The 13,135-nt window shown below is 70.6% G+C and carries 13 protein-coding genes; 7 read left to right on the top strand and 6 right to left on the bottom strand.

Features of this window, described 5'->3' with window-relative positions; all coding sequences use genetic code 11:
- Nucleotides 1-155 precede the first annotated feature (155 nt).
- The 3 genes from GWK16_RS17030 to GWK16_RS17020 form a co-directional block, all read right to left on the bottom strand.
- Nucleotides 156-359, bottom strand: coding sequence for a hypothetical protein (locus GWK16_RS17030; protein WP_170055187.1), 204 nt, complete (start codon nt 357-359; stop codon nt 156-158).
- A gap of 77 nt (nt 360-436) precedes the next feature.
- Complete coding sequence (locus GWK16_RS17025) at nt 437-1,438, bottom strand: 4-hydroxyproline epimerase (protein WP_170055186.1); 1,002 nt, start codon at nt 1,436-1,438, stop codon at nt 437-439.
- Nucleotides 1,439-1,457: 19 nt separating this feature from the next.
- Entirely contained in the window at nt 1,458-2,705 is a 1,248-nt protein-coding gene (locus tag GWK16_RS17020; protein WP_170055185.1) for an NAD(P)/FAD-dependent oxidoreductase, read from the bottom strand.
- 189 nt (nt 2,706-2,894) lie between these two features.
- Here GWK16_RS17020 and GWK16_RS17015 point away from each other — a divergent pair, with 189 nt between their 5' ends.
- Nucleotides 2,895-3,368, top strand: a complete 474-nt coding sequence (locus GWK16_RS17015; RefSeq protein ID WP_170055184.1) for a VOC family protein — start codon at nt 2,895-2,897, stop codon at nt 3,366-3,368.
- A 20-nt stretch (nt 3,369-3,388) separates the two neighbouring features.
- Here GWK16_RS17015 and GWK16_RS17010 read toward each other — a convergent pair whose 3' ends face one another.
- Nucleotides 3,389-4,249 carry a substrate-binding domain-containing protein gene (locus GWK16_RS17010; protein ID WP_170055183.1) on the bottom strand — a complete coding sequence of 287 codons (861 nt, stop codon included), beginning with the start codon at nt 4,247-4,249 and terminating at the stop codon, nt 3,389-3,391.
- Nucleotides 4,250-4,267: 18 nt separating this feature from the next.
- Nucleotides 4,268-4,987 carry a PIG-L deacetylase family protein gene (locus tag GWK16_RS17005; protein ID WP_170055182.1) on the bottom strand — a complete coding sequence of 240 codons (720 nt, stop codon included), beginning with the start codon at nt 4,985-4,987 and terminating at the stop codon, nt 4,268-4,270.
- Nucleotides 4,988-5,151: 164 nt separating this feature from the next.
- On the opposite strand from GWK16_RS17005, the gene GWK16_RS17000 reads away from it, so the two are divergent.
- From GWK16_RS17000 to GWK16_RS16975, 6 genes are read left to right on the top strand one after another with little or no spacing between them, the layout of a single operon-like run.
- Nucleotides 5,152-5,946, top strand: coding sequence for an SDR family NAD(P)-dependent oxidoreductase (locus GWK16_RS17000; RefSeq protein ID WP_170055181.1), 795 nt, complete (start codon nt 5,152-5,154; stop codon nt 5,944-5,946).
- A 42-nt stretch (nt 5,947-5,988) separates the two neighbouring features.
- Nucleotides 5,989-6,894: a PHP domain-containing protein gene (locus tag GWK16_RS16995; RefSeq protein WP_211187500.1), complete on the top strand. Its 906-nt coding sequence runs from the start codon at nt 5,989-5,991 to the stop codon at nt 6,892-6,894.
- A gap of 11 nt (nt 6,895-6,905) precedes the next feature.
- Nucleotides 6,906-7,463, top strand: a complete 558-nt coding sequence (locus tag GWK16_RS16990; protein ID WP_170055180.1) for a phosphonate degradation HD-domain oxygenase — start codon at nt 6,906-6,908, stop codon at nt 7,461-7,463.
- Complete coding sequence (locus GWK16_RS16985; protein WP_170055179.1) at nt 7,460-8,884, top strand: alkaline phosphatase family protein; 1,425 nt, start codon at nt 7,460-7,462, stop codon at nt 8,882-8,884. The genes GWK16_RS16990 and GWK16_RS16985 overlap by 4 nt, the downstream gene beginning before the upstream one ends.
- 31 nt (nt 8,885-8,915) lie before the next feature.
- Nucleotides 8,916-10,250, top strand: a complete 1,335-nt coding sequence (locus GWK16_RS16980; protein WP_170055178.1) for an NAD(P)/FAD-dependent oxidoreductase — start codon at nt 8,916-8,918, stop codon at nt 10,248-10,250.
- A complete protein-coding gene (locus GWK16_RS16975) occupies nt 10,247-11,374 on the top strand; it encodes an NAD(P)/FAD-dependent oxidoreductase (protein ID WP_338144496.1) in 1,128 nt (375 codons plus the stop codon). Before GWK16_RS16980 ends, GWK16_RS16975 begins: the two co-directional genes overlap by 4 nt.
- Nucleotides 11,375-11,494: 120 nt before the next feature.
- On the opposite strand, the gene GWK16_RS16970 is transcribed toward GWK16_RS16975, so the two are convergent.
- Complete coding sequence (locus GWK16_RS16970; protein WP_170055176.1) at nt 11,495-13,111, bottom strand: peptide ABC transporter substrate-binding protein; 1,617 nt, start codon at nt 13,109-13,111, stop codon at nt 11,495-11,497.
- Between the last annotated feature and the right edge of the window lie 24 nt (nt 13,112-13,135).

The raw sequence follows: 13,135 nt of genomic DNA, 5'->3' as shown, positions 1-13,135 counted from the left end.
CCGCGCTGTCGGTTGGCATCCCGGCCTCGCTGGACAGAGAGAGGGAATACATCGGTGATCCCTCCCGGTTGAGTGAGGTGCAACCTCAAAGTTACGGACGGCACCACGATTTGGGGTTAACACTTTAGCGAGCCAATGGCGGCGCCGAACACAAGTTAGCGCTTTGGCAGCGGCGTCTTGCCGCTGCCCTTCTGACCGGCCTTCGTGCTCGGATCCTCCGCATCCGCCGCCGCCGCCTCCTTGGGAAGGATGGTGCGGCTCGGATCCGTCAGGCTCGGCGGATCGCTCGCCGGAAAGCTGTCATCGAGCTGATCGTCGAGCTTCGTCAGGATCTTGCGGGTCTTCGATGGGTTCGCCATGCAGCTGCTCCCCTTTGCTTGATGCAGGGGAAACCTCGCAGGCGCACGAAGGTTCGCCAGCCGCCCCGCGAGTGCGCTCAGACCACCTGGAAGCCATGCGCATAGGGATCGCGGTCGTCGATGAAGATGGTGTTGTATCCCGTCATGCGCGCCCATCCGGCGATGGAGGGGATGATCGCCGGCTTGTTGCCTACGGTGGTCGCCGCCTCGACGCGGCCCTGGAAGAGCGACCCGATGATGCTCTCGTGCACGAAGGCGTCGCCCGGCTTCAGCCGCCCCTGGGCAGCCCATTGCGCCATGCGCGCCGAGGTCCCGGTGCCGCAGGGCGAGCGATCGATCGCCTTGTCGCCGTAGAACACGGCGTTGCGCGCATGGGCCCCGGGCCGCGTCGGCGCGCCGGTCCAGAGAATGTGACTGAGCCCCTTGATCTCGGGCTGCTCCGGGTGAACGAACTCGTAGGCCTCGTTCAGCGCGTGTCGCAGCTTGGGGCTGAGTTCCACCAGGCGTCCGGCGGAAAAATCCGCCATGTCGCGAAAGCCGTCCTGCGCGTCGACAATGGCGTAGAAGTTGCCGCCATAGGCGACATCGACCTTCAGCGGCCCGAGGCCCGGGCAGTCGATCGGCAAGCCCTCGGCCTGCAGGAAGGAGGCGATGTTGGTGATGCGCACCTCCTCGACATGCGCACCCTCCTGGCGGTATCGGGCCGTCACCACGCCGGCCGGCGTGTCGAGCCGCACGACCCCCGGTTCCTTCGGCGTCACCAGCCCGTTCTCGATCGCCATGGTGACCGTTCCGATCGTGCCATGCCCGCACATCGGCAGGCAGCCGGAGGTCTCGATGAACAGGATCGCGACATCGCAGTCGGGACGCGTCGGGGGATAGAGGATCGAGCCCGACATCATGTCGTGCCCCCGCGGTTCGAACATCAGCCCGGTACGGATCCAGTCGAACTCGGCGAGGAAATGCGCGCGTTTCTCGATCATGGTCGCGCCCTGCAGCAGCGGCCCGCCGCCGGCGACGAGCCGCACCGGATTGCCGCAGGTATGTCCATCGATGCAGGAGAAGGTGTGCCGTGCCATGGAAGCGGTCCGGTGTTCCTCAGAAGCGTTGCGGGCTGAAGGGCGCGATGTCGAGCGGCGGCCTGCGCCCGGCAATGAGGGCCGCGACGATCCGCCCCGTCGCGGCCGATTGCGTCAGGCCGAGATGACCGTGCCCGAAGGCGTGGATGATGCGCGGCGACCGTCGTGAAGGACCGATGGCCGGCAGGCTGTCGGGCAGCGACGGGCGGAATCCCATCCACCGCACACCGCCTTCGGCACGCAGCCCCGGCAGGAAGCGCTGCGCCTTGGCGAGCATGGCCGCCGAGCGTCTGAAATCCGGCGGTCGCGTAAGGCCGCCGAGCTCCACCGCGCCGCCGACGCGCACGCCGCCGCCGATCGGCGTGACGACGAAGCCGTGGCCCGGGAAGGTCAGTTGCCGCCGCAGGTCGAACGCCGCTGGCGGCAGGGTGGTGTTGTAGCCGCGCTCGGTCTCGAGCGGGATGCGGTCCCCCACGCCGCGGGCCAGCGGCCGTGACCAGGCGCCGGCGGCGATCACGGCATGCGTCGCCTCGATGGTCTCGCCGCCCTCGATGTCGATGACGACCTGGTCGTCACGTGGCGTGATGGCGGCGACGCACCCATGCCGGACCTCCGCGCCGAGACGCTCGGCATAGGCGAGCAGCGCCAAGGCGAAGCGATGCGGGTCTTCAACGGTCTGCCAGCCGGGCACGAAGGTGGCGACGGGGAAGACCGGCGCGAGGCCCGGCTGCAGCGCGGCAATCGCTTCGCCGCGAAGGTGTTCGAAGGCGATGCCCTCCCGCGCGCGCGCCTCCCACCCCGGCAGGGCCTCGCGCCATTCGGCCTCGGATTCATACAGCTCCAGCGCACCGTCCGAGCGCACCATCCCGCCCAAGGCGGCACGCCGCACCAGGTCGCTCATCGCCTCGCGGGCCAGGCGCATCAATGCCGCCTGTGCGACCATGCTGGCGCGGACACGGTCGGGCCGGCTCGCGCGCCAGAAGCGCAGCAGCCAGGGGGCGATGCGTGGCAGGTAGGCCGGCGGGATGGCCAGCGGTCCCAGCGGATCGAGCAGCCATTTCGGTGCCTTGCGCATGATGCCTGGCGATGCGAGCGGCATCACGTCCGAGAAGGCGAAGCCGCCGGCATTGCCGAAACTCGCGCCGCGCGCGGGTGCGTCGCGATCGATCAGGAGGACGCGGCGACCCTCCTCGACCAGGTGGCAGGCCGTCGCGATGCCGACGACGCCGGCACCGACGATCACGACGTCAGGTCGAGAAGCGACCATCGACGTATCCAGCTCCGCCACGATGTCGTTGCGCGCCGGACGAGACCATGAAAGGCAAGCCCGGTCCAGGGATGCGACCCGGGACGCGCCCGGCTCAAGCCGTTGCGAGGTGCCCCGCCCTGCCCGCCATGGCATCGTCGCGGCACGGCCCTGCCTCGACGCAGGACATCCATCAGGAAGGGAAAGGCGATGCCGAAGAACACGATCTGCCTCTGGTACGACAAGGACGCGGAGGCCGCCGCGCGCTTCTATGCCGCGACCTTTCCCGACAGCGCCGTGGGTGCCGTGCATCGCGCTCCCGGCGACTTCCCCTCCGGCAAGGCCGGCGACGTGCTGACGGTCGAGTTCACCGTCGCGGGCATTCCCTGCCTGGGGCTGAATGGCGGGCCGGCCTTTCGGCACAGCGAGGCGTTCTCCTTCCAGATCGCGACGGAGGACCAGGAGGAAACCGACCGCTACTGGAACGCCATTGTCGGCAATGGCGGGGAGGAAAGCGCCTGCGGGTGGTGCAAGGACCGCTGGGGGCTCTCCTGGCAGATCACGCCACGGATCCTGATGGAGGCCCTCGCGGCCGGCGGCGACGAGGCACGGCGCGCCTTCGAAGCGATGATGACCATGCGGAAGATCGACGTCGCGGCGATCGAGGCGGCCCGCCGCGGCTGACGCGCCGGGCCGCCTCGCCCTCATCCGATCCCGGCGGGCAGCCCGTCCCAGGCCTCGTCGACGGCCATGTCGCGCGGGAGCAGCCCCTGCTCCCGCGCATAGCGGATGGCCAGCGCCAGGGCCGGCTCGAGCGCCGGCCGCCCATGCGGCAGCCCGGCTTCGCCGGCCGCCTCGCGCAGCATCGCCGTGAGCGCGGCCACGACGTCCGGCCGCTCCCTGACCAGGGCGCCGCGCACCACGACCAGGTGATTGACGGGCACGAAGCCATGCGCGGCGACGAAGTCCCGGCCAGCTGCCGCCGGATCGTCGAACACGGTCCGCAGCCCCGCATCGGCCGGCACGTCGTTGCCGAAGATCGCCGCGTCCAGCGCACCGGATCGCAGCATCGCCAGCATGTCCTCGCCCGGCGCCGCGCGCGCGACGAAGGGGGGATCGCCGTATTCCGCGACATGGGCGTCCTCGAAGGTCACCCAGGCATTGTCCTCCGGGGCGATGCCGAAGGCGTCCTGCATCCGCCCGCGCAGCCACAGGCCCGTGGTCTGCGAATACGCCCGCACCCCCACGCGCTTGCCGCGGAGGTCGCCCGGGCCGGACACGGATCCGTCCGCGCGGCACAGGAGTGCTGCCTCCTGAAACCGCGCAACGACCGCGACCGGCAGCAGCACGAGGTCCTTCGCCCAGGCTTTGGCCATCAGGAAGGTCACGATCGCCATTTCGCTGACATCGAAGCGCAACGCGCGGACCATCGGCGCAAAGGCGCGCGAGATCGGCTTCACCTCGACCGGGGCGAGGGCGAACAGCGGCGACGTCATGTGCCCGTCGATCAGCGCCGCGGTGCCGGGGTAGCGGCCCAGCGCCGTGGAGAGGGGAGCGTCAGCCATGGACGGCACCTCCGCCGTTCACGCCAGGCTCTCCACGACATGCGGAAAGACGGACTGGTAGCCCTCTCCCCAGGTGATCTTCTTGTCGGAGTTGCGCGCCGCCTGCGCGCCGCGCTGCTGCGCCACCCGGGTGTAGTATTCCCAGAGGTGCTCCTGCCCCTCCATCGCCTCGATCGCGGCGCGCTTCTTCGCCCAGACGCTGCCGATGTCGAGCAGCACGTCGGGCTTCCAGTTGCACTGTTCCGGCTGGTGCGGCTCGAACAGGAAAACCGGCGGCGCGCCGAGCACCTTCTGCCCCGGATTGTGCCCATGCGCCTGCGCGGTGATGCGCGCGTTCTGCGCCCAGGCCGACACCGTCGGGTGATCGTGGTTGTAGAGGTCCTCCTTGCTGTGGGTCAGCATGAAGGCCGGGTGGATGGCGCGGTAGACATCGACGAGGCGGAAGAAGGCAGCCTCGGTCAGGTTGATCGGGTAGTCGCCGAGGTCCCAGAACTGGATGTCGTGCACGCCGAGCAGCCCGGCGGCCTTCTTCGCCTCCGCTTCGCGCGAGGTCTTCACGCGGTCCATCGTCATGCCCGGCTGCCGCCACAGCTTCGCCGATTCGCCGCGCTCGCCGTAGGACAGGCAGATGACCGTGACCTGATATCCCTTCTCGGCATGCAGCGCGATCGCGCCGCCGCAGCGCCAGACGAAGTCGGCGGAATGCGCGCTGACGACGAGGGCGGTCTTGGTGCTCATGGACGATTGCTCCTGGTGCGGACGAGATGGCGCGCAGCATGCGGCGGCATGACCGGACCGGGCAAGGCGGGCGCCTCGGCTGGACGCCGGTCGCCGCTTGTTGGATCGTGACGGAGCAAAGCGCCCTGCCGCCGAAGCAGCGCCGGGCGACGGAGGAAAACGGCATGGACTTCAAGGGCAAGGTGGCGGTCGTCACCGGCGGCGGCAACGGCATCGGGCGCGCGACGTGCCTCGGCTTCGCGCGGCTCGGCGCCAAGGTCGTCGTGGTGGATCGTGACGCCGACGGCGCCGCCGCAGTCGCCGCCGAGATCGGGCGCGGCAACGCCATCGCCTGCACCGCCGACGTCACCCGCGCGGCGGATGTCGAGGCCTATGTGACGGTGGCGCTCAACGCCTTCGGCGCCATCGACTGCTTCCACAACAATGCCGGCATCGAAGGCCGCGTCGCGCCGACCGCCGAACATGCTGAGGCCGATTTCGACGCCGTCATCGGCGTCAACCTGAAGGGCGTCTTCCTCGGCCTGCGTCACGTCCTGCCGGTGATGATCCGCCAGGGGCGCGGCGCGGTCGTCAACACCGCCTCGATCGCCGGGCTGGTCGGCACGCCGGGCATGCCGGCCTATGTCGCGTCCAAGCACGCCGTCATCGGCCTGACCAAGGTCGCGGCCGGGGAGGTCGGTCCGCTCGGCATCCGCGTCAACGCCGTCTGCCCCGGGCCGATCGACACGCGCATGATCCACGACATCGAACGGCAGGTCTCGCCGAACAATCCAGAAGGCGTCGAGGAACGCTATTCCGCCGGCATCCCGCTGCGCCGCTACGGCACGGCGGAGGAAGTCGCGAATGTCGTGCTCTTCCTCTGCTCGGACCTCGCCGCGAACGTCACGGGCGCGCAGTACGTCGTCGATGGCGGCCGTACCGCGGCACCCGCCGGCGTCTCGCAGGGGCGTGTCACCTGATCGCCGCGTGACAGGCAGGCCGCGGCGGCGGATCATGCGCGCATGATCGCCGACCCTGCCTTCGCCCGCCCCGGCCGCTTCTGGAAGGGCAACATCCACACCCATTCCGACATGTCGGACGGGATGCGCACAGCAGCGGATGTCTGCGCGACTTATCGGGAGGCTGGCTACGACTTCCTCGCCCTGACCGACCATTTCATGGCGAAGTACGGCTTCCCGATCGTCGACACGCGCCCCTTCCGCACCAGCGGCTTCACGACGATCCTCGGCGCCGAGCTCCACGCGCCGCAGACCGCGCTGGGCGAGATCTGGCACATCCTCGCCGTCGGCCTGCCGCCCGATTTCGCGCCGCTCGCGGAGGGCGAGGACGGCCCGGCGATCGCCGCGCGCGCCATCGCCGCCGGCGCCTTCGTCGCCATCCCCCATCCTGCCTGGTACGGCCTGACCATCGAGGACGCGGCGCGCATCCCGGGCGCCCACGCGGTCGAGGTCTACAACCACACTTCCCAGCTGCGCACGGACCGCGGCGACGGCGCCTATCTCGCGGATCAGATGCTCGCCGGCGGCCGGCGCATCGGGCTGATCGCGGTCGACGATGCCCATTTCGCCTGCCCCGACGCCTTCGGCGGCTGGCTGATGGTCAAGGCCGAGGCGAACGAGCCGGAGGCGCTGCTCGCCGCGCTGAAGGGCGGCGCCTACTACGCGACGCAGGGCCCGCTGATCCACGACATCGCCTGGGGCGAGCACGAGGTCGAGGTGACCTGCTCCCCCGCCGCGAGCGTGATGGTGCTCGGCCGCGGATCGCGCGCCGCGCAGCATGTCGCCCCCGGCACCACGCGTGTCCGCCTGCCGATCGCCAAGCCCCGCGGCGGCGGCTTCGCGCGCATCGTCGTCGCCGATGCCCAGGGCCGCCGCGCCTGGGCCAACCCCGTCCACTTCGAAGGCTGAGGACACCCGCCATGGCCAGCGACATCGTCGAGAAGATCCACGACATGCTCGAGCGCCGCGCCGACGGCGCCTATGGGCTGCACGACGTGACGCAGCGCCAGCACGCGCTGCAATCCGCCTGGCTCGCCGAGCAGCAGGGCAAGTCGCCCGCGCTGATCGCCGCGGCGCTGATGCACGACATCGGGCACCTGGTGCACGACCTCGGCGAGAACCCCGCGGCCGAGGGCGTCGACGACCGGCACGAGGATCTCGGCCATGCCTGGCTGGCCCAGTATTTCGGGCCCGAGGTGACCGAACCCGTGCGCCTGCACGTCGCCGCCAAGCGCTATCTCTGCGCGACCGAGGCCGATTATTTCGGCAAGCTCTCGCCCGACAGCGTGCTGAGCCTCTCGCTCCAGGGAGGGCCGATGAGCGCCGGGGAGGTCGCCGCCTTCGAGGCCCTGCCCCACCACGCCGATGCCGTGCAGCTACGCCGCTACGATGAGGAAGCGAAGATCAAGGACCTCGAGACGCCCCCCGTCGCGCATTTCATGACCTATGTCGCGCGCTGCCTGAAGCCCGCGCCATGACGCGCGTCGTCATGGTCGCACTCGACGGGTTGCGGCCCGACATGGTGGATGCGGCGGCGACGCCGTATCTGTTTGCCCTCGCGAACGAAGGCACGCGCTTCGCCAATGCGCGCAGCGTCTTTCCGTCCGAGACGCGCGTCGCGACGCCCTCGCTGATCACCGGCTGCCGGCCCGGCGGGCACGGCATGGTGGCGAACACGGTCTTCGACGCCTCGGTCGCCCCCGACCGGCTGCTGCGCACGAAACTGGTCGAGGATGTGCTCGCGCTGGCGAACGGCGCGGAATCGCCCCTTCAGCGCCCGAGCCTCGCCGAACGCCTCGCCCCTGCCGGCAAGACCTTCGCGCTGGTGAGCGCCGGCACGGCAGGTGCCGCGCGCCTGCTGCACCCGGCGGCGGAGCGCCTCGCCTCCTTCCGCTGGAACGTGGAGGACACCGAGGGCGCGACGGCCACAGAGGTGCGCGAGGCGCTTGGCGCGACGCCCGAGGCCGCGGTACCGAACATCCCGCGTGTCGACTTCGCCGGGCGCGTGCTGCTCGATCACGTCCTACCGAAGCACCGCCCCGACGTGGCGCTGCTTTGGCTGTCGGAGCCCGACATTTCGTTCCACTGGGGCGGGCTGCGCGCGGAGCACACCCAGCGCGCGCTGCGCGCCGCCGATGCCGTGCTCGGACGCATCCGCGCCTGGCGCGACGCGCAGCCGGATGCCGCGGAGATCGCGATCGTCGTGCTGTCCGACCACGGCCATGTGACCGGGCGCGGCAAGCGCTGCCTGCGTACGGAACTCCAGCGCGCCGGCTTCCGCGCCGGCACGGGCATGGCGCCCGATGTCGACGTCGTCGTCGCGCCGGCCGCCGCGCCTGGCCTGTGGTTCCGCGATCGCGCGCTGGCGCCGCAGATCGCCGACTTCCTCGCCACACAGGACTGGGCCGGGCCGCTGCTGGCGCGCGATCCCGCGATCCTGGCGGACGGGCGCGCGCTGCCGCTCTCCCTGCTCGGCAGCGGTCATGCACGCAGCGCCGACCTCGTCGCGACTTTCGCGGGACATGAGGAGCCCGACGAATGGGGCCTGCCCGGCCACGCCCCCTTCGACGCCCCGGACGTCCCCGAGGGCGGAGGGATGCATGGCGGGCTGCACCGCGCGGAACTCGCGACGGTGCTGGTGATGCAGGGCGGGCCGGTGCGGCGCGGTGCCGTGGCCGAGGAGCCCGCCGACCTCACCGACATCGTGCCGACCGTGCTGCACATGCTCGGCCTCGCGCCCGAGGGCATGGAAGGCCGCCCGCTGCGCGCCGCGCTCGACGCCACCGCCGACGCCCCGCCGGCGCGCGAGACGATCGAACTGCCCGGCGGCTTCATGCTCGAGGCGATGCGCGCGCCTTCGGGTCGACTCTATCCGACGGCGCTGCGAAAGGTGCGGTGACGGACGGCGGGGAGCCGCCTAGACTTTCCGCATGTCGCAAGCGGATCCGACCTCCCTCGCCGGCAAGACCTTTCCGCTGAGGGACGGCTACGACCACGTCGTCATCGGTGCCGGGGATGCCGGCATCGCCGCCGCGCAGGCCGCGGCCGCCGCCGGGGCCAAGACGCTGCTGGTGGACGAGCATCCGCTCGACCCCGGCCTCTTCGGCCTCGACATTCCCTACCTGTTCGGCGAGCGCGTCGATGCCGCGACGCGCAATGCGGGTCGGATGGAGGAACGCATCGTCGCCGCCCGGCCCGGGCTGATCGCGGCGATGGAAGCCGGCGTCGAGGTCGCCCTCGGCGTTGCCGCCTGGGGCGGCTTCGTGCGCGGCGTGGCCAATCGCGGGTTGCCGCGGCCGGTGCTCGGCCTAGCGGACCGGGAGGCGGCCTGGCTTGTCGCGGTGGATCGCATCACCGTCGCGACCGGCGCGCGCGACGTCGTAGTGCCCTTCGCCGGATGGACGCTGCCCGGCGTCATGGGCGCGCGCGGCTTCGACGCGGCACTGCGGCTCTACGGCGCCTTCTCGGGCCGCCGGATCGCGGTGATCGGCGGCGGCACGCTGGCAGATGGCGTCGTCACGGCCGCGCGCACCGCTGGTATCGAGGTCGCCGCGCAGATCGCCGCACCCACGGCGCTGCGCATCGAGGGGCGCGAGGACGTCGCCCGCATCACCTGGCAGGACGGCGATGCCTGGCGCGAGGCCGCCTGCGACACCGTCGTCATGGCCGTGGACACAGTGCCGATGGTGGATCTTGCCGAACTGCTCGGCTGCCCGATCGCCTGGGTTGCCGCGAAGGGTGGCTTCGCGCCGCAGCCGACGCCGCAGGTCGCGATCGTCGGCGATGCCCTCGGCACGGCGCCCGCGGCGCGGGCCGCCTGGCTCGACCTCGCGCTCGCCGAAGACCACGCCCTGGTCTGCGCCTGCGAGGAGGTGAGCGCCGGCGACCTGCGCGCCCTGCGCCCGCCGCGCTACCTCGACGCCGCGGGACCGGAAGCCGGGCTCGGCGCGCTGGGGCCGCTGAACCAGGATCAGGTGAAGCGCCTGACGCGCGCCGGCATGGGCGCCTGCCAGGGGCGCCGCTGCCGGGAGAGCGTGCACGCGCTGCTGTCGCGCGACCGTCCCGCGCCGCTCGCCTCCTACCGCGCGCCGATCCGCCCGCTACCGCTGTCGGTGCTCGCCGCGCTCGAGGAGGATCCCGCGCTGCGGGCCAACTGGACCGGCTGGTTCGGCATCGCCGCGCAATGGCTGCCGCATTGGGAACCGGCGCCGGAGGATGCCGAGTATATCGGTGGACGGCTCAGCGGCGCGGAGGTGGTGAAGTGATCGTCATCGTCGGCGGCGGCGTCACCGGCCTGTCCACCGCCTTCTGGCTCGCGCGGGAGGGCCATCCCGTCACGGTGGTCGAGAAGGGCATCGTCGGCTGGGAAGCGAGCGGCCGGAACGGCGGCGGCTGCACCCATCCCTATTCGCCCCTGTTCCGCGAGGAACAGCGCTTGTGGCCGATGATGGACGAGCTGCTCGGCCATCCCACCGAATGGCGCCCGCACCGGCTGAAGGTCGCGCTGGACGAGGGCCAGCTCGACCGGCTGTGGAAGAGCACCAAGCTCGCCACCGACCAGGGCTTCGAGGCCGCGCCGCTCGATCGCGCCGAACTGCGCGACCTGGTGCCCTGGGTCGGCGACAACGCCGTCGGCGGCATCCACTGGAAGTATGGCGGCCACGCCAATCCGCAGCGCACCAGCCAGGCCTATGCCTGGGCGGTGGAACGGCTCGGCGGGCGCATCCTGCAGCACACCGCGGTTCGCGGCATCCGCTCCCAGGGCGGCCGCGCCGTCGCGGTCGAGACCAGCGCGGGCGAGATCGGCTGCGACGCCGTCGTGATCGCGGCAGGGCCGCATACCGCCGCACTCGCCGCGCCGCTCGGCCATCGCGTGCCGATGGCACCGGCGCGTGTCGAGATGATCGTCACCGAGCCGCTGCCGTCGATCGTGCATGGCGGCGTGGACGGCAACGGACTCTATGGGCGGCAGACGCTGCGCGGGAACCTCGCCTATGGCGGCGGGCCGCATGAATGGATCGACCTCGACGGCGAGGCGACGCCGCGGCCGGTGAATTCGCCGGTCGTCGCCAGCCTGGCGCGGCGGCTGAACGAATTGTTCCCCCGCCTCGGTCATGTGCGCGTCATCCGCTCCTGGGGCGGGATCGTGGAGAACACCCCGGACGGCCGCCCGATCCTCGATCGCCTGGAGGATCCGGGCAATGTCGTGGTGGCGAGCATGTCCTCGGTCGGATTCGGCCTCTCGCCGGCGACCGGGCGGGCGCTCGCGCAGCTGGTGCTGCAGGGCCATTGCGACTTCGCGGACCTGTCGCAGCTGAAGCTGTCGCGCTTCGGCAACCTGCCGCTGGACTGGCGTAGCCGTCAGGGCTGGGAGGCGATGCCGGCCTGATATGTCAGGCGGCGCGCCACCGGCGCGCCGAGGCCGGCCAGGGTCCCATTGGCGTTGCACCGCAACGCCAATGGGTGCCCGCTCGGGGAGCGTTCACGCCGTAGCGCGAACGCCCATTCGTCAGGCCCAGGCCCAGTCGTACACGTTCCAGGTGATGTCCGTGACGTACTGGTTCGGTGTCGGCCCCTGTAGCTGCTTGCGCTTCAGATGCCCCTGCACCGACCCACCCTGCGCCGCGAAGGGCACTTCGTCGTGCAGGATGGCCTGGATCTGCCGGTAGGTCGCGATGCGGTCCGCCTGCTCGGTCTGCGTGACGCCGAGTTCGAGCAGACGATCGACCTCCGCATTCTCGTACTGCACGTAGTTCGATCCCTGGCGGTGCTTCACCGGGATCATCTTGGAATGGCAGCGGGCCGTGTAGTCCGGATCGAGGCCCACCGTCGGATCCCACGCGACCAGCAGCGTGTCGAAGCGGGACTGCGTCGTGTACTCGCCCCACACGACCGAGGCCGGCATGTTGCGGATCTCCATCTCCACCCCGATCGCCTTCCAGTTCTGCTGGAACAGCGCCTGGCAGCCCTGCCGCGCGGTGTTGCCGGCGGTGGTGGACATGGTGAACTTCAGCTGCACGCCGTCCTTCGCGCGGATGCCGTCCGGCCCCTTGCGCCAGCCGGCCTCGTCCAGCAGGCGCTCGGCGCCGGCCGCGTCGTTGGTGTAGTCGCGCAGGTCGCTGTTGTAGGCCCAGTGCGTGGGCTGCAGGTAGGACAGCGTGCGCGGCCAGGTGCCGAAGTAGATGTCGTCAATCGACTTCTGCATCTGCGTCGCCATGGTCAGCGCGCGACGCACGCGCGGATCGGCGAACTGCGGCTTGCCGCAATTGTAGTAGATGAACTGGACGTTCGGCGACGGGTAGCGGAGGAAGTCGCGATCCGGGAAGGCGCGGGCCTCGGTCCAGCGATCGGGCGGCACGCCGGACAGGGCGTAGTAGTCCACCTCGCCCGTGCGCGCCTGGCCATAGGCCGCCATCTGATCCGGCACGAACTTGTGGATGAACTGCCGCACCTTGGCCGGGCCGCGGTGGTAGTTCGGGTTGCGCTCATAGACCATGTGGCTGCCGGCGGTGCGGCTGCGCAGCAGATAAGGTCCCGTGCCGATCGGCTGGCTGTTGAAGGCCGCGGTCTGGATGTTCTGTTCCCGCCCCAGGATGTGCTGCGGGACGATGTGCATGTTCTGCCACGCCCAGAGGAACGGCACGAAGGGGCGCGAAAGCTCCATCTCGACCGTGTGGTCGTCCTTCACGCGGAAGGTCTTGATCAGGTCGAAGCCCGCGCGGCTGCGCACCGCGACATTCGGGTTCATGATGGTCTGGTAGGTGAACTCGACGTCCTTCGCGCTGAAAGGCTGGCCGTCCGACCACTTCACGTCGCGCTTGAGGTTCACCGTCCAGGTCAGGCCGTCGGCCGAGATGCCGCCGTTCTGGCGGGATGGCACCTGGACGGCGAGGTTCGGGAAGAACTCGCCCTTGTCGTTCACGTCCCACAGCGCGTCGAAGATGCAGGCTTCCGGCACGTTCTCGGTGCCGGCATTGACATACAGCAACGGGTTGAACTGCACCGGTTCCTGCGTCATCGCGAGGATGATGCGATCCCGGTTGATCGATTGCCCCCAGACGGCGGGCGCGGCGAGCAACGTCGCGGACCCCGCGAGAATGCCGCGGCGCGAAATCCTGATGGTCATGTCGCGAGCCTCCTTCTTCTTGTC

It is taken from the genome of Neoroseomonas marina (assembly GCF_012927745.1).
GTDB lineage: Bacteria > Pseudomonadota > Alphaproteobacteria > Acetobacterales > Acetobacteraceae > Neoroseomonas > Neoroseomonas marina.
This window is presented reverse-complemented; position numbering and strand designations above follow the sequence as displayed.